This window comes from Magnetospirillum sp., from assembly GCA_027532905.1.
Lineage (GTDB): Bacteria > Pseudomonadota > Alphaproteobacteria > CACIAM-22H2 > CACIAM-22H2 > Tagaea.
Map to the genome: position 1 here is coordinate 662,796 of JAPZUA010000001.1, position 17,449 is coordinate 680,244.

Here is a 17,449-nt window from a genome sequence, read left to right on the forward strand (position 1 = left end):
CCGAATCGAGGAAGATTCTACCATTTTTCACTCTGTCAAATGCGGCGAAGATAGGTTCCGCAACGTCGTTCGCAGCGGCATTCGCAACGTCATTTGCAAAATGCAAATACGCTAAATATTGCGGGCACTGCGCAACGCTTTACGCGGCCGCGCCAAGCGACTAATGTTCGCTTCCAGCAGTCAGGCGATTTGAAAAATGTCGATGTTTCGGAACAAGAGCGACGGGTTCAAAGTAGGCGATCGCTTCATCACGATCGGCCGCGAAACCCACAACTGGGAAATCGAACTGGTTTTCCAGGACCCGAACAAGATTCCGCATGCGCGCCTGCGGCGGCTCGACAATACGTCGATCCAGCGCACCTTCTCGTTTGCCGCACTCATGAACCCGGAAATGTTCCGCCGGGCGGCAGTGCCCGAAACGGCGAACTGAGTTTCAGTACGAACCTACCGGCTCAGCCTTCCGGACGAATCACGCGGCAGCCTGCGTTCATGTCGCGCAGCTTGGCGCAGATGTCGCGCGCGCGCTCTTCGCTGACAGGGCCTGCCTGCACGCGCACCACTTGGCCGCCGTCCGGCAGCGTGAAAAGCGGCGCCACAAGATCGGTACCCGCAAGAATCTCGCCATATTGGCGCGCCAAACGGCGGAATTCGCGCTGAGCGGATTCAGGCGTGGGCACGGTTGCGATCTGCACGCGCCAATGCTCGAGCCCGCCGACAGGATTGCCAGACGAGAGCGCCGCCGTTGCGGGCGTTGCGTCGGTTGCGCGCAGAAACGCCAATTGCTCGCGCGCGCGCGCGTGGCCCTTCTGGGCAGCCTGGCGCCAGAGCTGCTCGGCACGCGCCATGTTGGCAGCGACGCCGTCGCCGTTGGCATAGAGCGTTCCGAGCGCATATTGCGCATCGGCGTTTTCCGCTTCGGCTAACGGTGCGAGAATTTGCCGCGCCAGTTCCCAATGCCCGCGTTTCAGCGCGTCGCTCGCACTGCGCATATCCTGTGCGGACGCCGGAAGCGCCCAGAGCCCAAGCAAAACCGCCACGAGAATCCGCCCCAGACCGGCCATCGACCCTGCACTCCGTTTTTGCGCGAATGAAATGCGACTCGGCGATTCTACGCGATTCGCATCGAGTCGCGCAGCTCTCGAATGGCGATGACGCGGTTGCACACCGAATACTCGCGCGATATCTCGCCAAGCGGTGCAAGGTCCCAGTCCCACGCCGCATCGGCCGGCGGCGGGGCCACGCCGAACCATGCATCCTGCCGGTCGGTCTCCACACCGTTGCGGTCGAAAAAGCGGCGCTCGGCATCGCCCACGAGGCAGACCGATCCGGCAAAACGGCGCAGATGCGCAAGATGGGCCGCCACAATGCGTGCGGCATAGGCGTCGCACAGGCTTTCGCTCCAGCCGCGCTTTTCCTCGAGCCACTCGGAGGCCGCCAACGGCAGTTGCGAAACCAGATTGAGCGAAACGACGAAATCGACGCTTGGATCGTCGAGCCCGAAATCCGATTGCGGCTCGGGTAGATCGCCCGCCACGAGGCCTGCACCCACACCCGTGAGATCGCACACGATGTGGCGCACATTGGGATAGCGCCGGGTACGCCAGCGCGTGGTGGGTAGATGCACAATGTCCACAAGATCGACGCGCGCAAAACGGCTGGCGAGATGGTCGAGCGGCAGATCGGCCAGCAGGCCCGAGCCGAACACGAGGGCCGTGCGCCGCCTGGGTGCGGCATTGGCAGCCTCGGCCACGAAATTGCGCGTGTTGGCAAGATGCGGCGCCCACAGGCGCTTGCACCGGCCGAAACGCGACCACAGCCGCACGGCCCCTGCGCGATAGCCGATGCGTTCGACCCATTTTTCCGTGCGCATGCAGCGATAGAGCAGCATTTCGGCGAGCATCACGTCCCTCGCGGCTTGGCGCGCGCGGTGGGCAGTGCTGACAACGGATCGTCGGGCCAGACATGTTTGGGATATTGGCCCTTGAGGTCGCGCTTGACCTCTTTGTAGCTGCCCGCCCAAAACCCCGCGAGATCCTTGGTCACCTGCACGGGCCGACGTGCGGGGCTCAGCAAATGCAGCAATACAGGCACTTTGCCGTCGGCCAGGCGCGGCGTTTCGCGGCAGCCGAACATTTCCTGGAGCCGCACGGCCAAGACCGGCTCGTCGCCTGAATAGTCGAGTGCGAGCCGGTTGCCGGTTGGCACCTGCCAATGGGTGGGGGCGTGCGCATCGAGCCGCTTGCGCAACTGCCAGTCGAGTTGCGAGAGCAATGCCTCGTGAAGATCGATGTCGGCCAAATGGCTCGCGCGCGATGCTTTGCCCAAATATGGACCGAGCCAATCGTCGAGCGTTGCCAGCAGCGCTTCGTCCGAAAGGTCGGGCCATGTCGCTTCGTCGAGGCGGCGCAAAAACGCCACGCGTCGGCGCAAAGCATGGCACGCGTCGGTCCAAGGCAGGCGTGCAAGGCCCATCGCGCGCACGCCCGCGAGCATCGCCACACGCAACTCCTCGGGTGCGAGATCGCGCGCCGGGCGTTCGTCGAGCACGATCGCACCCAACAGCCGCCGCTCGACCGCCGCCACGGCTTCCAGACGCGGCTGCCATTCGACGACGCGTTCGACCACGATGCGAGCGGCAAACGCCGCTTCGATCTCGGCCTTGGTCGTGGGCAAGGCTGCAAAGATGCGCGCCTCGCGCGCGGCTCCGTCGAGATCGGCCGCAACGATCCAGTCTTCAGCGGCAATGCTTTCAGGGGCTGCAAACGCCGCCCCGCGTCCGTTCGACAAGAGATAGCCGGGTGCGGTTCCGCCACGGCGCTTGCCGATACGGTCGGGATAGGCAAAGGCAAGCACAAGACCGGCCGACGCTTGGCTCTCGATCGCTGCACCCAGCCCCAAGCGCTTGCGCCAAACGCGCGCGGCTTCGCGCACGCGTGCGACAGCCGCTTTGTCGATGCTCGCACCCGTCGGCAGGCGACTGTCGACGTCGCGCGCGAGGATCTCGAGCCGCACGCGCAGATCGGCTTCGCGGCAGCCGCGCAGAATGTCGCGCTCTTCGACGAGCGCCGCCAACTCCGCCGCCAGGGCCCCCTGCCCCACACGTTTGGCTTCGATCATCATGTGCGCAAGTCTCGGATGTGCCGCAAGCTCGGCCATCGCGCGCCCATGCGCGGTGATTTTGCCCGCCGCATCCAGTGCGCCCAATTCGACCAGCAAGGACTGCGCTTGGGCAAACGCCGCTGCGGGCGGCGGATCGAGCAAGGCCAGCGATGCCGGATCGGCAATCCCCCACGCCGCAAGTTCGAGAGCGAGCGGTGCGAGATCGGCGGCTGCGATTTCCGGCCGGTCGTAAAGCGCAAGCTGCCGATGCTCGGCCTCGCCCCACAGGCGCCAGCATGTGCCCGGCCCCACGCGGCCCGCACGCCCGCGCCGCTGCTCGGCTGAAGCCTGGCTCACGCGCACCGTTTCGAGGCGCGACATGCCGCTGCGCGGATCGAATCGCGGCGCGCGCTTGAAGCCGCTGTCGACGACGATGCCCACCCCGTCGATGGTCAGCGACGTTTCCGCGATCGCAGTCGCCAGCACGATCTTGCGTCGGCCTGCAATGGCGGGCTGAATCGCGCGGTCCTGCGCTTCGGCCGACAGATCGCCGTAAAGCGGCAAAATGTCGTAGCCCGACCCAAGCCCGTCGAGCCGGTCGGCGACACGGCGGATTTCGGCGACACCGGGCAGGAAGGCCAACACGTCGCCCGGATCGCGCGCGAGTGCCTGACGCACCGTACGCGCGGTCGCGTCCGCAAGGTCGCGGATCTCCGGGCGCGGCTGCCATTCGACGGCGACCGGAAAGGCGCGGCCATCGGCGCGCACGATTTGTGCCTCGCCCATGATGCGCGCCACGCCCACGCCGTCGAGCGTGGCCGACATCACCAGGAGCCGCAGATCGGGCCGCAGATTGGCTTGCGCATCGAGGGCGAGTGCGAGGCCCATATCGCTTTCGAGGCCGCGCTCGTGGAACTCGTCGAACAGCACGATCGCCACGTCTTCGAGCGCTGGATCGTGCTGGATGCGGCGCGCGAAAATGCCGTCGGTGACGACCTCGATGCGCGTCGAGGACCCGATGCGGCTGTCCATGCGCACGCGATAGCCGACGGTTTCGCCGACCGCTTGGCCAAGCGTATGCGCCATGCGCCTTGCGGCCGCGCGTGCGGCAATGCGGCGCGGCTCGAGCATCACGATCTTGCGGCCCGCAATCCAGGGTGCCTCGAGCAAGGCGAGCGGAACGCGCGTGGTTTTGCCGGCCCCCGGCGGGGCTTCGAGAACGACGTTGGAATGAGCGGCGAGGGCGGCCAGCAACGGGCCCATCGCAGCATCGATGGGCAAGGATGCCGTCACTCCCATAACGGGGCTCCGGGCAATTGGCGGCGCACGCGCGCCACCGCCTCCGGCTTCAGCCCGGCCGCTTGCGCAAAAGCCACGAGCAAGGCTTCGTTTTCGAGCACGAAATCGAGCACACCGCCCAAGAAGGCGGGCTCGGAAGCGCGCGCGCGCAATTCGTCGACCGACAGCCCCGCAAGCCCCATGAAGCGCGCAAGATGGTCCTCCTCGCTTGCAAGCCAGGCGAGCGCTTGCAGGGCGATGGTCTCGGCGTTCTCGGCCGCTGGATTGGACTGGCGAATCGGCATGGCGCGACTATAGCGCCACAAACAGCCGATACGCACTTTGGCCGCGCGCATAAAGCCGTTCGAGCGCCAAACCGCCGCGATGCGAGGCAAGGACGGCGCGCAGACCCGCGTGCGGTGCCAGGGCGCAAGCGGCCGTATTGAGCAAGCTCAAGGCAGCGCGCTGCCAGGTACGGCGCTGGCGGATGCGGGCCGTGAGATCGACATCGCGCGCGACCCGCAACCCCGCTTGCGCGAACGCCGCCAGCCAAGTTGCGTGCGGCACGAAGCTCGGCACCTGCCAGCCCGCCCTGAACAAGGCCGCATCGCCTGCATCGGCCGCCGGATCGGCAACATCGTCCACGACCACCAGCCGACCGCCGGGGGCAAGGCTCTTGGCGAGATTGGCGATGCTGGCGGCAAGATCGGGCGCGTGCGCGAGCGATTCGATCGCGACGATCGCGTCGAACGCGTGCGGCGGCAGAGGGCCGTCGAAACTTGCGACTTGGAAGCGGCAGCGTTCCTCGAGCCCGGCTTTGCGCGCATTGTCGCTTGCCGTCTGTACTTGGCTCGCCGACACGGCAATGCCGTCGCACTGCGCGCCGCGTCGGTGCGCGAAATAGAGGCTCGTCCCGCCCAGACCGCAGCCCGCATCGAGCAGGCGGTGCAACGCGGCGGGGCCGAGTTCGGCATCGATCAGGCCATGCACGACCTCGAACGGAGACTCGCCAGTTTTGGTCGGGCGCAAGGCGCGATGCACGGTGGCGGCGCCATAGCCCGCATCCGACCCAAGCCAGCGCGCCAAGCGTGCATAGAGGGTCAGGCGGTCGTAATAGCGGTCGAGCGAAAGGTTGGGGCTGGACATTCTGGGATTCCGTCGCATCTATATGCCTTATGCCCCGTTTTCGCTCCACCTTCGCGTTCGTCGCGATCCTCGTATTCCTGGCCGTCTATATCTGGCTTGCGGCCACGCTCGGCGACTGGCTGCCGGACCATTGGGCGATCGATCTGGCGTTCTATCTGGTCGCTGGGATCGCCTGGGTTCCGGTTGCAGGCCGCATCTTGCAGTGGGGGGCACGCAGCCCTTCGTGATAGCCTCCATTCCCATGCTTGCCACGCCCGCCATTCGCCCTGCTCCGCGCCCGCTCGATGCCGATGCCGCCTGGCAGCTGGTGCTGGCGCTGAACAAGGCTGCCGACGGTGACGTCGGGCGCGCCGGCCCCCTCGCGATGGCCGAAGACGGCGGTTGGCAATGTGCCGGCCCCTTCACGCCGGCCGCACAAAGCATTTTCGACATCTATGTGCCGCTCTTGGCCGCCCGTGTGCGCACCGCGCGCACCCAGGTCGTGGCACTGCTCGGCCAAAGCCTCGACGGGCGCATCGCGACTTTGTCCGGCCATTCGCACTATGTGAACTGCGATGCGGCCCTCTTGCATCTGCACCGCATGCGCGCCCTCGCCGATGCAGTGATCGTGGGCGCGGGCACGGTCGCCCTCGACGATCCGCAACTCACCGTGCGCCGCTGTGCAGGGCAGACGCGCTTGCGCGTCGTCGTCGATCCGGATGGACGTGCGCCGGCCGCGCGCCGCATCTTTGCGAACCCAACGCCGCCGACGCTGCTGGCACGCTGCGGTCCCGGCCCCGTCTGCGGCAGGGCCGAAACGCTTGAGCTGCCGCGCGTCGCCGAGGGCGTGGATATCGACGCGCTGCTGGCGGCATTGTACGCACGCGGCGTGCGCCTTGCCTTGGTCGAAGGCGGCGGCAAGACGGTTTCGCAATTCATGGCTGCCGGCCGCGTCGATCGGCTGCAGCTTGCCATCGCGCCGCTCGTGATCGGCTCGGGGCGGCCGTCGATCCAACTGCCGCCGATCGAGCGGCTCGACGACGCGCTGCGCCCGCCCACACGGCGCTTTTCTCTGGGCGAGGACACGCTGTTCGAGTGCCAACTGCGCGATGGCTGAGGCCGCCGCTTTGTGGGTAACAGGCCCCGGCGAGTGCGAAATACGCCGCACGACGCTGCCATCCCTCGCGCCCGGCCATGTGCGCGTGCGCGCAAAATTCAGCGGCATCAGCCGCGGCACGGAACGGCTCGTGTTCGAAGGTCGCGTGCCGCCTTCTGAATATGCGCGCATGCGCGCACCCTTCCAGGACGGCGATCTGCCGGGGGCCGTGAAATACGGCTACTGTATGGTCGGCACGATCGAAGCGGGCAATTCTTCGCGCATCGGCGAAAACGTCTTTGTGCTGCATCCGCATCAAGATGTCTTCGACGTGCCTGCCGATGCCGTCTTGCCGCTTCCTGCAAACCTGAAGCTGCAGGCGGCGCCTCTCGCCGCCCATCTCGAGACCGCCCTCAACGCGCTGTGGGACTATCCCGCGCGCATCGGCGACCGTGTCGCGATCGTGGGCCTCGGCGCCGTCGGGCTTTGCCTTGCAAAGCTGCTCGCACCCACGCCCGGCATCGAACTTTACGGCCTCGATCCGTCGGAGGCCGCACGCGCGCGTGGTGGGCTCCAAGACGATTGCCCCGGCGGATGCCATCTGGTGTTCCATTGTTCGGGCAGCGAGGCGGGACTTGCGCAAGCGATCGAGCTCGCGGGCTTCGAAGCGACGATCGTCGAAATGTCGTGGTACGGCGAAGCCGCACCGCGCGTGCCGCTCGGCGGCGCCTTTCATTCGCAGCGCCTGACGCTGGCAGCAAGCCAAGTCGGCAGTATCGCGACCGCGCGCCGCGCGCATTATCGCTACGGCACGCGTTTGGCGCTCGCATTGCGCCTGCTGGCCGAACCTGCGTTCCAACTCGATCTGGGCACAGCCACGCGCTTTGCCGATCTCCCCGCAAATTATGCGCGGCTGCTTTCCGCACCCAATGCCTCGCCCTTGCCGCTCGTCGCTTATGGAGATGTCGATGTATAGCCTCACCGTCCAAGACCACATCATGATCGCGCATTCTTTCAAGGGCGAGATTTTCGGGCCTGCCCAGCGCGTGCACGGGGCGACCTTCGTGGTCGAGTGGGAATTGCGCCGCGCGACCCTCGACCGCTACGGCCTCATCGCCGATATCGGCCTCATGCGCCAATTGCTGCGCGCCGCCCTCGACGATCTCGACTACCGCAATCTCGACGACGTCGAACCGCTCAAAGACACGAACACCACGACCGAGTTTCTGGCGGGCCTCGTCTTCGAACTTCTCAAAGGCAAGATCGCGGCCGACGCACTCGGCCCCCAGACGGCCGGTTTGTTTCCGAGCATGAAGATCACGTTGCGCGAATCGCCGGTTGCGTGGGCAGCCTACGAGGCCAGCCTGTCTTGAGCGTAAGCCTGCGTTTGGCCATCCCCGGGCCGCTCGACCAAGCGACCGGCGGCTATCGCTACGCAGCCGCCATGGTTGCGGCGTGGCGTAAACAAGGCCATCGCGTCGCGGTCGAAGAACTTGCCGGTACCTATCCCGTATGCGACGACGCCGCGCGCAAAGCCGCGAAGGCCTGCATCGCGCGCGCGCGCGGCGACGAAACGCTGCTGATCGACGGGCTTGCTTTGCCGGCGTTCGACGGACTCGCCTTGTCCAAGCGCACGGTTGCCCTCATCCACCACCCGCTCGGCCTCGAAACGGGATTGGAACCGACTGTCGCGCGCGCCTGGCTCGCAGCCGAGACAACGCGTCTTGCGAAGATTGCTGCGGTCGTCGCCACGAGTGCGGCCACACGCCGCGATCTGGTCACGATGGGCGTGGACGGCGCCAAGATCGCGGTCGTGGAGCCAGGTACGGCGACCGCACGCACAAAGCTTGCGCGGCGCGGCAAACCAACCGTGCTGTGCGTCGCCACACTCACGCCGCGCAAAGACCATGTGGCCTTGCTGCGCGCTCTGGCCCACGTGCGCGACATCGCATGGCGCGCGGATTTTGTCGGCGCCACCGACCGCGACCCGGCCTGTGCCGCGCGCGTGCGCAGCGAAATCGCGCGCCTGCGCTTGGGCCACCGCGTGCGGCTTGCGGGCACGCGCAGTGCCAACGCACTCGGCCGCCATTACGCATCGGCGCATCTGTTTGCCCTCGCCTCGCGCCACGAAGGCTACGGCATGGCGTTCGCCGAAGCGCTAGCACATCGCCTGCCCGTCGTTGGCCTCGCAGCAGGAGCGGTACCCAGCGTCGTGCCCGCGCGCGCAGGCATTCTCGCACCACCGGGCCAAGTTGCACTCCTCGGCCGCGCCTTGCGCCGCTTGCTGGGGCCGCAGCGTCGGCGCTATGCGCGCAATGCCACCACTTTGCATTTTCCCGAGTGGCCGCAACAGGCCGCACGTCTATGGGCGTGCCTACGATGAGCGATTTCTCCGCCGATTGGCTCGCTCTTCGCGCGCCCGCCGATGCTGCCGCGCGCAGCCGAAAACTCGCGCGCGCGTTTGCAAAAGCGCTCAGGCGCCGCGCATGCGTCGCCGATCTGGGATCGGGTACCGGAGCCATGATGCGCTGGCTTGGCCCGCTGCTGCCGCCGCACGCACGCTGGCGCTTGGTCGAAGGCGATGCACGCTTGCTCGCCCAAGCCCCAGTGCGCGCGCAGAAAATCCGCCGCAGCCTTGGCGCAAAATTGCCGCACGCTGACGCCTACGTGTCGAGCGCCCTGATCGATCTTGTCGGCGCCGCATGGCTGCACAAACTGCTGCGCGCCGCGCGCGGCAAACCCTTGCTGATGGGCCTCGCCGTCGACGGGCGCCACGAACTTGCCCCAAAGCATCGCGACGATGCGGCCCTGTTCGCAGGCTTTGCGCGCCACCAGTGCCGCTTCAAAGGCCTCGGCCCGGCACTCGGCGGTGCGGCACCTGCAGCGCTGGCACAGCTTGCGGCTCGTGCGGGCTATCGCGTCGAACTTGCGGCGAGCGACTGGCAGCTGCCGAGCGGGAAGCTGCTCGAAGCCACACTCGACGGCATTGCGGCGGCTGCCTGCGAAGCCGATCCGTCGCTCGACCTAAAGGATTGGCGGCGCGTGCGCGCACGCCAATTGGCGGCGGGCCAACTCACGCTGAAGGTTGGCCACCGCGATCTGTTTGCCGTTCGGCATAGACGTCGCCCGATTTGTCGTCCGGGCTGAGACATGCAAGCCAGCCGCGCATGTCGGCTGCCGAGACGAAGTCCGGCAGCACGAGGCGCTGGCTTTCGCCGGTCGAGCGATTGAAGCGATAGGTACCCAATTTCTCGAGCCGATCGATGCAGGCAATGGCCGCATCCTTGGCCGCCGGTACATATTCGAACGACAGGGCCGCCACAGCGTGGCTCAAGCCGGCGAGCACGCGCGGCTCTGCCCCTTCAACATCGATCTTGATGAAGTCGGGCATGCCCTCGCGCGCGATCAGCGCATCGAGTGTGGTGGCTTCGGCCGCCAGCACGCGCTCCCACGCCACGCCTTGGAAAGATTTGGCTGCGGCCGCCGCGCGCATGAAATCGCCGCTCGCCGTCGCAAGCGTGGGATATCGGTCGCTTAAGTGCAGCGCCACCGTGCCGGGCGTCGCATCGAGCAGTTTTTCTTCGATCCGCACGGCCGGATCGTCGAGGAAAAAGCGGCGCAGGAGATCGGCGAAGACAGGCTGCGGTTCAACCGCAACGACGCGGGCACCCAACCGCCGCCACGATGCCACGCGATTGCCGGCATGGGCACCCACATCGATCGCCAGCGAACCGGGCCGCACGAAACGCGCATAGAAACGGTCGAGCTGGCCCGCACGGCCTGGAATCGCATGGTAGATCGCAAGCGAGCGCAGCAACCCGAACAGACGGGCCGCAAACGCGACGGGTGCGCGGCTCGTCGCATTCGCCCACAAAAACCGCACATCGACCGCAAACGACCACAGCAGAATCGCGAGCCCCACCGCCCCCACGAGCGGGCCGACGGATAGCGGGCTCAACGCGGCGAGGGCGGCAATGCCCTGCAGCACGCACACGATGCGGCGCCGCTCGCTGTGGGGCAAAGGCTCGGCCAGAAACGGGTAGCGCCATGCGGCGGCCACGAACACGTAGCGCGGCAAACCGAGCAGCACGACCCACAGACCCGCCTCGCCGAAACGTGCGGCCAGCAGGCACAGCGCCAGCATGAAGGCGCTGTCGGTTTCCATGTCGAAGCGCGCGCCGAACGCAGACGTCTCGGCGCGGCGGCGCGCGATCCAACCATCCACGCCGTCGAGCGCGAGCACAGCCGCACCGGCAGCGACCAAAATCCAACGCGCGCCCACGTCAAGTTCCGGCACGCACAGGAGGCCTGCAAGGAAACATACGAAGGCACCGCGCGCCCAGGTCACGCAATTGGCAAGGCCGAAGCGCTTATGCGGATGGTCGGCAAGACCAAGCCGCACGCCTACCCACAGCACGCATAGGCCCAAAAGGCTTGCTGCAACGCCGACGATCCCCACGATGGGAAGGGTCGCGAACAGAACCGCTGCCGCAATCCACGCCAGACGTCGCAACGACGCGGTGCGTGTCATTTCGCGGTTCCGAAATCGGCGAGGAATCCGGCCAGGAAATCCTCCATGCCGGCCGTCGCCGCGCCCGGCGGTACGGCGAAACCCGGCACGTAGCCGCGCGCTTCGAAAGGTTCGATCAATTCGCGCGCGCGCGAGAAAACATGGATCGGAACTGAGAAATCGCCGGTACGGCGCGCGGTCGTCAGCGGGGGTTGATGGTCGCCCAGGACGATGAACAAAGTTTCGTCGTCCGTGCGGTCGGCAGCAAAGCGCACGGCCGATTCGAGCGAATAGGCAACGGCCGCAAGATAGCCCGCATCCTGGTCGAACACTTGGCCCATGCGCACCGGAAATTCGCGCACCGGCAGATCTTTGTAGGGATCGGCCTTCGCGAACGCGGACCAATCGTCCAAGAAAGCGGGCACGCGCTCGAACGGCGTGTGGCTCGAGGCGAGCACGATTTTGGCGAAGAGCGGTGCTGGCTGCAGTTCGTTGCGCGCGAACCAATCGAGCACCCATTGGTCGGGCAGCGACTCCCACGCAAAGCGCGGACCGCGATAGCCGAGATCGAGCTGGTTGCGGATCTGCGCAAAACCGAGCAGGCGCCCTTCGGGCCAAGGCTGGTCCATGCGCGGCATCAAGGCGAGCGTGCGGTAGCCCGCCTCGCCGAGGCGATGGGCGAGCGTGCGCGACCGCGAGACAAGCATCACCTCGTAGGCGTCTTGCGCCGCGATCTTCACACCCGCGAGCAAGGTGCCGTGCCCCATCCACGAACCGCCGCCGGTGATGGGCGAGCGCACCAAGCCCGTCGCAGTTGCCAAGCCCGCCTGTTCGAGCAGGCCTTGCAGGCGGCTGCGCAGCGGATCCATCGTCGCAGCGAAGACGGGATCGCGCGCGGTGATCGCACCGTAGGATTCGACAAAGATCAGCACAACGTTGCGCTGCCCAAGTGCGGCAAAGTCGCTTTTATCCGGCAGCGCGGCTTGGGCAGCATCGATGCGCGCGCGGTGCGCTCCGCGCAAACCTTCGGCACGCAGCACGGCATCGAAAGCCTGCACGACCGCCAGCGACGCGTCGCGCGACACGATCGGCCGTTCGTCCGGCGTGGACGGCGCGTTGGGCATTGCCGCCCAGCCTGCGACGAGGGCCGCAAGCCCGAGCGCCAAGCCGGGCCAGCCTTGCAGCTCGACCGCGCGCGAAACGGTGTGCAAGGCGGTCTGTACAAGTGCCACCGCCGCCAGCACCACGCCGAAAAGCAGCAACGCCAATGCCGCAAACTCGAAGGCTGGCATCGAATTGGCCAAGAGCTGCACAAAAAACGGCACGAAGCGCGCATCGACCGCGACGTTGAGATCGCGCCCGAAGAACCACGGGATCGCAACGGCTGTGGCGCGCAACGCAAACGCCGCAAGGCTCAACGCCGCAAGGCCCCACAGCAGCAGCCCCTGCGGCCGCCCGACGACGAAAAACACCGCGACAATGACGAGCAACTCGACCGCGACGGCAGAGGGCAGCATTTGCAACGGCTGTTCGACGAAGTCGCCCGACGAAAACAGCAGATTCAAAAACACGATCGCAACGAGCGTGGCGATCAGGCCGGGCGGCCGGCGGCTGCGCGGTTTCATGGCCGTCTCGGTACGCGGATGATGGGCTTCAAAGCAGGCCCGGCCCCCAGATGATAGACCGGCATCGTCTTCTCGATGAACGAGGCCGCATCGCGGGGCGAGCACAGATAGCTTTGCAGATTGAGCCACGGATAGCGGCTCGTCCAGCCGAGGCCCGCCGCACGCCGCGCATATTTCCAGGCACGGCCCGCGGCACGGCGGCAGGCAAGCTCGCCGTAGGTTTCGGCGAGTTCGGGATGCTGTCGCAGGAAATGCACGAGGGCCAACGCGAAATCGTGGTGCGCCTGGTGCCCTTGGCCGACCATGATGCGCGTGTCGTCGGCGGCCGGCCCCCACGTGACGATGTGCTCGAAGCGAGCGATCGCGGCAAGCCGCGCCACGCGCAAGGCCAACGCAAAATCCTCGACGAACAATTCGGGATCGCAGCCGCCCGCCGCCTGCACGATCGACGTGCGAAACAAGGTCGGCGACGTGCCCGAGACGCCGTAGCGAATGACCTCAGCGAGCGCGTCTTTGGGCACGGTTGGGACCGTGGCGGCGGCAGCCGCTTCGTCGAAGCGGATTTCGGCCGGATCGCTGTAGAAGCCGATACGTCCGAAAACACCACCGGTGCGCGTCGCCTCCATCACGTCGATCAGGCGCTGCGTAGCGTAGGGTGCCAGCACGTCGTCCGAGCCCACGAGCTTCAGATAGGTCTGGGTCGCAAGCTTGATGCCCGTGTTCGTGGACGAGGACGGGCCGCCATTGGGCTGCTCGACGATGCGGCAATTGGGCCAGTCTTTGGTGAGTGCGCGCACGATCGCGACCGAGTCGTCGCGGCTGCCGTCGTCCACGAACAGGAATTCGCGCGGCCGGTCGGGCACTTGGCGCCAGATCGCCGCCACCACGTCGGGCAGGAACTTGGCCTTGTTGTAGACGGTGCAAAGGAACGTGACGCCGGACATGGCCGTCTTCCTAAAGGCGCTTGCGCCGTTGCGCAAGCCGCGCGACTCTGCTGCCCATGCCGCGCGTGATTCCCGAACTCGACCTCGACGACCGCGACCTTGCCTGGCGCTTCGTGCGCGCCAGTGGTCCCGGCGGCCAGAACGTCAACAAAGTATCGACGAGCGTGGAATTGCGCGTCGATCTCGGCGCCACGCGCCTCGAGCCCGAGATCGTCGAACGGCTCAAGGCTATCGCGGGCAAGCGCGTGTCGGGCGAGGGCCATCTCATCGTCGAATCCTCGCGCCATCGCACGCAGGAGATGAACCGCAAAGACGCGCTCGAAAAGCTCGCCCAGTTGCTGCGTGCCGCGCGCCACAAGCCGAAGCCCCGGCGTGCCACCAAGCCCACCAAAGGCTCGAAGCGCCGCCGCCTTGCCTCGAAAGCCGCGCGCGCGACCGTGAAAGCGACGCGCGGCGGACCGATCGATCTCGACTAAAGGGCCGCATAGGCCAAGGCGATCTCGCCCGCGACGGCCACGTTGTTGCGTACCAACGCGATGTTGGCGGCGAGCGACGTGCCGCCTGTCGCTTCGTTGAGGCGCCCCAGCAGAAAGGGCGTGAGAGCCGCGCCCGCAATGCCGGATGCCGCAGCTGCCTCAACCGCCGCAGCGATTTCGCGTTCGATCGCGTCGGCATCGAGCGCATATTCGGGCGGGATCGGATTGGCGACGAGAAGGCCGCCGAGCCCCAAACGTCGCTGGGCGGCGATCAGCTTTGCGGCGTCTTGGGCTGTATCGCAACGCCGGTCGGTTTTGCGCCCACTCGTGCGCGCATAGAAAGCCGGGAAATCTTCGGTGCGATAGCCGAGCACGGGCACGCCGAGGCTTTCGAGCAGTTCGAGCGTCTTCGGGATATCGAGAATGGATTTCGCCCCTGCGCACACCACGGCGACCGGCGTGCGCGCCAGCTCGTAGAGATCGGCCGAAACATCCATCGTGCTTTCGGCCCCGCGATGCACGCCGCCGATCCCGCCGGTCGCAAATATCGCGATGCCCGCCAGTGCCGCGATCGCCATCGTTGCGGCAACGGTCGTGGCCCCATGCGCGCGCGTGGCAACGAGTGCCGCCAGATCGCGGCGCGAGGCTTTGGCGATATTGCGGCCCGTCGCGAGCAATTCGAGTGCGCGCGCATCGAGACCGACGCGCAAGCGCCCGTCGATGATAGCAATCGTTGCGGGCACCACGCCCTTGGCACGCAGATCGGCCTCGAGTGCCCACGCGGTTTCGAGATTGCGCGGATACGGCATGCCGTGCGCCACGATGGTGGACTCGAGCGCGACCACCGCTTGGCCGTCCGCCAAGGCCGCCGCGACCTCCGGTGCGATGTCGAGATCGGGCGGCAGCACGTGCTGGGTCAAGCGGCCTTGTGGATGGCGCGCCAGATTTTCTGCGGTGTGGCGGGCATGTCGATATGCGCGACGTCGTAGGGTTTCAACGCGTCGAGCACCGCATGCACGACCGCGGGCGGTGCGCCGATCGAACCTGCCTCGCCCGCACCCTTCACGCCGAGCGGATTGTTGAGGCACGGTACCTCGTTGTACGAGAAATCGATCGACGGCATCTGGTCGGCGCGCGGCATGCCGTAATCCATGAACGAGCCGGTCAGAAGCTGGCCGCTCGCCGGATCGTAGACGCAGCCTTCGTACAGCGCCTGGCCGATCCCCTGGATGGTGCCGCCATGCACCTGGCCTTCCACGAGCAGCGGGTTCATCACGTTGCCGAAATCGTCGACGATCGTGTAGCGCTCGAACGACACCGTGCCCGTGTCGGGATCGATTTCGATTTCGGCGATGTGGCAGCCATTGGGGAACGTCGCCCCCTTGGGCAGATGCGTTGCCTGGCCTTCGAGGCCCAGCGCTTGGTCGGGCGGCAGCTTCGCTTTCATGTGCGAAGTCTTGGCCATTTCGGCGACGGTGATCGCCTTGTCCGTACCCGCCACTTTGAATGAACCGTCTGCGAACTCGATATCGGCGTCGGCGGCTTCCATCAGATGGGCCGCAAGCTTGCGCCCGCGCGCGATCACGTCCTTGGCGGCGAGACTCACGGCGGTGCCCGTTACGGCAAGCGCGCGGCTGCCGCCGGTCCCGCCATTGTAGATCGCGACGTCGGTGTCGCCTTGCACGACGCGCACCTTGTCGAGCGGAATGCCGAGCGCTTCGGACACGATCTGCGCATAGGCGGTTTCATGACCCTGGCCGTTCGACTGATTGCCGACGCGCACGAACGCCCCGCCCGACGGATCGAACTGGATGTGCGCGGACTCGTCGCCGCCGCCGCCGCAGACTTCCGTGTACATCGCAAGCCCAATGCCGCGCAGCTTGCCGGCCTTCTTGGAAGCCTCGCGCCGCGCTTCGAACCCGTTCCAGTCGGCGCGCGCCAACGCGTCGTCGAGATTGCGCGCATATTCGCCGCTGTCGTAGGTGTTGCCAAGTGCGGTCTTGTAGGGCATCGCAGCGGGTGCAATGAAATTGCGCCGCCGCACTTCGGCGGGCGACAGGCCCAGCGTTTTGCCGATCTTTTCGACCACGCGCTCGACCACATAGTTGGCCTCAGGCCGGCCCGCACCGCGATAGGCATCGACCGGAGCGGTGTTCGAGAACACGCCCTTGTATTCGGCAAACGCCGCCGGGATCGCATAGACGCCGACGAGCATCGAAGCTCCCGCAGCTGTCGCAACGAACGTGCTGTATTGCGAGCAATAGGCGCCGAGATTGGCGTTGGTCTGCACATGCAGGCCCAGAATGCGCCCCTCGGCGTCGATGGCCGCGCGCGCTTTGGTCAGATGGTCGCGCCCGTGCGTGTCGGTGAGGAAGGCTTCGCTGCGGTCGGAGATCCAGCGCACCGGCCGCTCGAGGGCGCGAGCGGCAAACAGGCACGCCACGTATTCCGGGAACACGAAAATCTTCATGCCGAAACCGCCGCCCACGTCGCCCGTGACAACGCGCAGCTTGCTTTCCGGGATCTTGAAGATTTCGCCCGCCAGCACCTTGCGCATGCCGAAGCCGCCTTGCGTGCTGCAATAGAGCGTGAGGCGGTCTTCGCCGCGCGCATAGTCGGCGATGGCCCCGCGCGGCTCGAGCGAGTTGGGCACGAGCCGATTGTTCACGAGATCGATCTCGACGGTCTTCGCCGCCGACGCAAACGCGGCCTTAGTTTTGGCTTCGTCGCCGATCGTCCAGTCGAACGCGATATTGCCCTTGGCGTTTTCCCACACGACGGAGGCACCGGGGGCGACCGCGGCGGCAATGTCGCCCACGGCCGGCAAAGGTTCGTAGTCGACGACGACCGCTTCAGCGGCATCGCGCGCGTCTTCCGCACGCTCGGCCACGACGAGTACCACCGCTTCGCCCGCAAAACGCACGCGACCGCGCGCCAGAGCCGGGCGCGGCGGGGGCGTGAAGGCACTGCCGTCGCGATTCTTGAGTGGCGCCATGCACGGCACGTTGCCGATACCGGCGGCGGCGAGGTCGTCGCCCGTGAACACGCCGATCACGCCCGGCATGTCGCGCGCGGCCGAAACGTCGATGCTGCGGATCTCGGCGTGTGCATGCGGACTGCGCACAAAAAACCCGTAGGTCTGGCGCGCCAGTGCTACGTCGTCGAGATAACGCCCGGCCCCCTTCAGCAGGCGGGCATCTTCGACGCGGCGCGGCATCTGGGCTTTTCCGAACTTGCTCATTTTACGACCCTCGAATTTCCTTGGAGTGGCGACTGTGGCAAATCGCCTGTCGGCA

The 17,449-nt window shown here is 66.5% G+C and carries 18 protein-coding genes; 8 read left to right on the forward strand and 10 right to left on the reverse strand.

Features of this window, described 5'->3' with window-relative positions:
* Positions 1-196 precede the first annotated feature (196 nt).
* Positions 197-430, forward strand: coding sequence for a hypothetical protein (locus O9320_03150; protein ID MCZ8309823.1), 234 nt, complete (start codon positions 197-199; stop codon positions 428-430).
* Positions 431-452: 22 nt separating this feature from the next.
* On the opposite strand, the gene O9320_03155 is transcribed toward O9320_03150, so the two are convergent.
* The 5 genes from O9320_03155 to O9320_03175 are packed head-to-tail and all read right to left on the reverse strand — an operon-like array spanning position 453 to position 5,523.
* Positions 453-1,061: an SPOR domain-containing protein gene (locus tag O9320_03155; protein ID MCZ8309824.1), complete on the reverse strand. Its 609-nt coding sequence runs from the start codon at positions 1,059-1,061 to the stop codon at positions 453-455.
* A 47-nt stretch (positions 1,062-1,108) separates the two neighbouring features.
* Complete coding sequence (locus O9320_03160) at positions 1,109-1,900, reverse strand: hypothetical protein (GenBank protein ID MCZ8309825.1); 792 nt, start codon at positions 1,898-1,900, stop codon at positions 1,109-1,111.
* Complete coding sequence (gene hrpB, locus O9320_03165; protein ID MCZ8309826.1) at positions 1,900-4,398, reverse strand: ATP-dependent helicase HrpB; 2,499 nt, start codon at positions 4,396-4,398, stop codon at positions 1,900-1,902. The genes O9320_03160 and hrpB overlap by 1 nt, the downstream gene beginning before the upstream one ends.
* Positions 4,389-4,682, reverse strand: a complete 294-nt coding sequence (locus O9320_03170; protein MCZ8309827.1) for a DUF3572 domain-containing protein — start codon at positions 4,680-4,682, stop codon at positions 4,389-4,391. The genes hrpB and O9320_03170 overlap by 10 nt, the downstream gene beginning before the upstream one ends.
* 7 nt (positions 4,683-4,689) lie before the next feature.
* Positions 4,690-5,523, reverse strand: coding sequence for a methyltransferase domain-containing protein (locus O9320_03175; protein MCZ8309828.1), 834 nt, complete (start codon positions 5,521-5,523; stop codon positions 4,690-4,692).
* A 29-nt stretch (positions 5,524-5,552) separates the two neighbouring features.
* On the opposite strand from O9320_03175, the gene O9320_03180 reads away from it, so the two are divergent.
* Genes O9320_03180 through O9320_03205 form a run of 6 tightly spaced genes read left to right on the forward strand, consistent with a single transcriptional unit; the run spans position 5,553 to position 9,745 of the window.
* A complete protein-coding gene (locus O9320_03180; protein MCZ8309829.1) occupies positions 5,553-5,750 on the forward strand; it encodes a DUF2842 domain-containing protein in 198 nt (65 codons plus the stop codon).
* A 14-nt stretch (positions 5,751-5,764) separates the two neighbouring features.
* On the forward strand, positions 5,765-6,619 hold the full coding sequence (locus O9320_03185; protein MCZ8309830.1) for a RibD family protein: 855 nt from the start codon (positions 5,765-5,767) through the stop codon (positions 6,617-6,619).
* Complete coding sequence (locus O9320_03190; GenBank protein ID MCZ8309831.1) at positions 6,612-7,574, forward strand: zinc-binding alcohol dehydrogenase; 963 nt, start codon at positions 6,612-6,614, stop codon at positions 7,572-7,574. The genes O9320_03185 and O9320_03190 overlap by 8 nt, the downstream gene beginning before the upstream one ends.
* Complete coding sequence (locus O9320_03195) at positions 7,567-7,971, forward strand: 6-carboxytetrahydropterin synthase (GenBank protein ID MCZ8309832.1); 405 nt, start codon at positions 7,567-7,569, stop codon at positions 7,969-7,971. The genes O9320_03190 and O9320_03195 overlap by 8 nt, the downstream gene beginning before the upstream one ends.
* Positions 7,968-8,981: a glycosyltransferase family 4 protein gene (locus O9320_03200; GenBank protein MCZ8309833.1), complete on the forward strand. Its 1,014-nt coding sequence runs from the start codon at positions 7,968-7,970 to the stop codon at positions 8,979-8,981. The genes O9320_03195 and O9320_03200 overlap by 4 nt, the downstream gene beginning before the upstream one ends.
* Positions 8,978-9,745: a class I SAM-dependent methyltransferase gene (locus O9320_03205; GenBank protein ID MCZ8309834.1), complete on the forward strand. Its 768-nt coding sequence runs from the start codon at positions 8,978-8,980 to the stop codon at positions 9,743-9,745. The genes O9320_03200 and O9320_03205 overlap by 4 nt, the downstream gene beginning before the upstream one ends.
* On the opposite strand, the gene O9320_03210 is transcribed toward O9320_03205, so the two are convergent.
* Genes O9320_03210 through O9320_03220 form a run of 3 tightly spaced genes read right to left on the reverse strand, consistent with a single transcriptional unit; the run spans position 9,672 to position 13,677 of the window.
* On the reverse strand, positions 9,672-11,129 hold the full coding sequence (locus O9320_03210) for an FkbM family methyltransferase (GenBank protein ID MCZ8309835.1): 1,458 nt from the start codon (positions 11,127-11,129) through the stop codon (positions 9,672-9,674). The genes O9320_03205 and O9320_03210 overlap by 74 nt on opposite strands.
* Positions 11,126-12,733 (reverse strand): hypothetical protein, encoded by a 1,608-nt coding sequence (locus tag O9320_03215; protein MCZ8309836.1) that lies wholly within the window; start codon positions 12,731-12,733, stop codon positions 11,126-11,128. The genes O9320_03210 and O9320_03215 overlap by 4 nt, the downstream gene beginning before the upstream one ends.
* The gene (locus O9320_03220) at positions 12,730-13,677 is read right to left on the reverse strand and encodes a glycosyltransferase family 2 protein (GenBank protein MCZ8309837.1); all 948 of its coding nucleotides are present in this window, start codon (positions 13,675-13,677) and stop codon (positions 12,730-12,732) included. Before O9320_03220 ends, O9320_03215 begins: the two co-directional genes overlap by 4 nt.
* 56 nt (positions 13,678-13,733) lie before the next feature.
* Here O9320_03220 and arfB point away from each other — a divergent pair, with 56 nt between their 5' ends.
* Complete coding sequence (gene arfB, locus O9320_03225) at positions 13,734-14,153, forward strand: alternative ribosome rescue aminoacyl-tRNA hydrolase ArfB (protein ID MCZ8309838.1); 420 nt, start codon at positions 13,734-13,736, stop codon at positions 14,151-14,153.
* Here the strand turns inward: arfB and O9320_03230 are convergent.
* Positions 14,150-15,073 (reverse strand): pseudouridine-5'-phosphate glycosidase, encoded by a 924-nt coding sequence (locus O9320_03230; GenBank protein ID MCZ8309839.1) that lies wholly within the window; start codon positions 15,071-15,073, stop codon positions 14,150-14,152. The two genes, arfB and O9320_03230, sit on opposite strands and share 4 nt — an antisense overlap.
* Positions 15,070-17,394 carry a xanthine dehydrogenase family protein molybdopterin-binding subunit gene (locus O9320_03235; GenBank protein MCZ8309840.1) on the reverse strand — a complete coding sequence of 775 codons (2,325 nt, stop codon included), beginning with the start codon at positions 17,392-17,394 and terminating at the stop codon, positions 15,070-15,072. Before O9320_03235 ends, O9320_03230 begins: the two co-directional genes overlap by 4 nt.
* Positions 17,395-17,449: the final 55 nt, after the last annotated feature.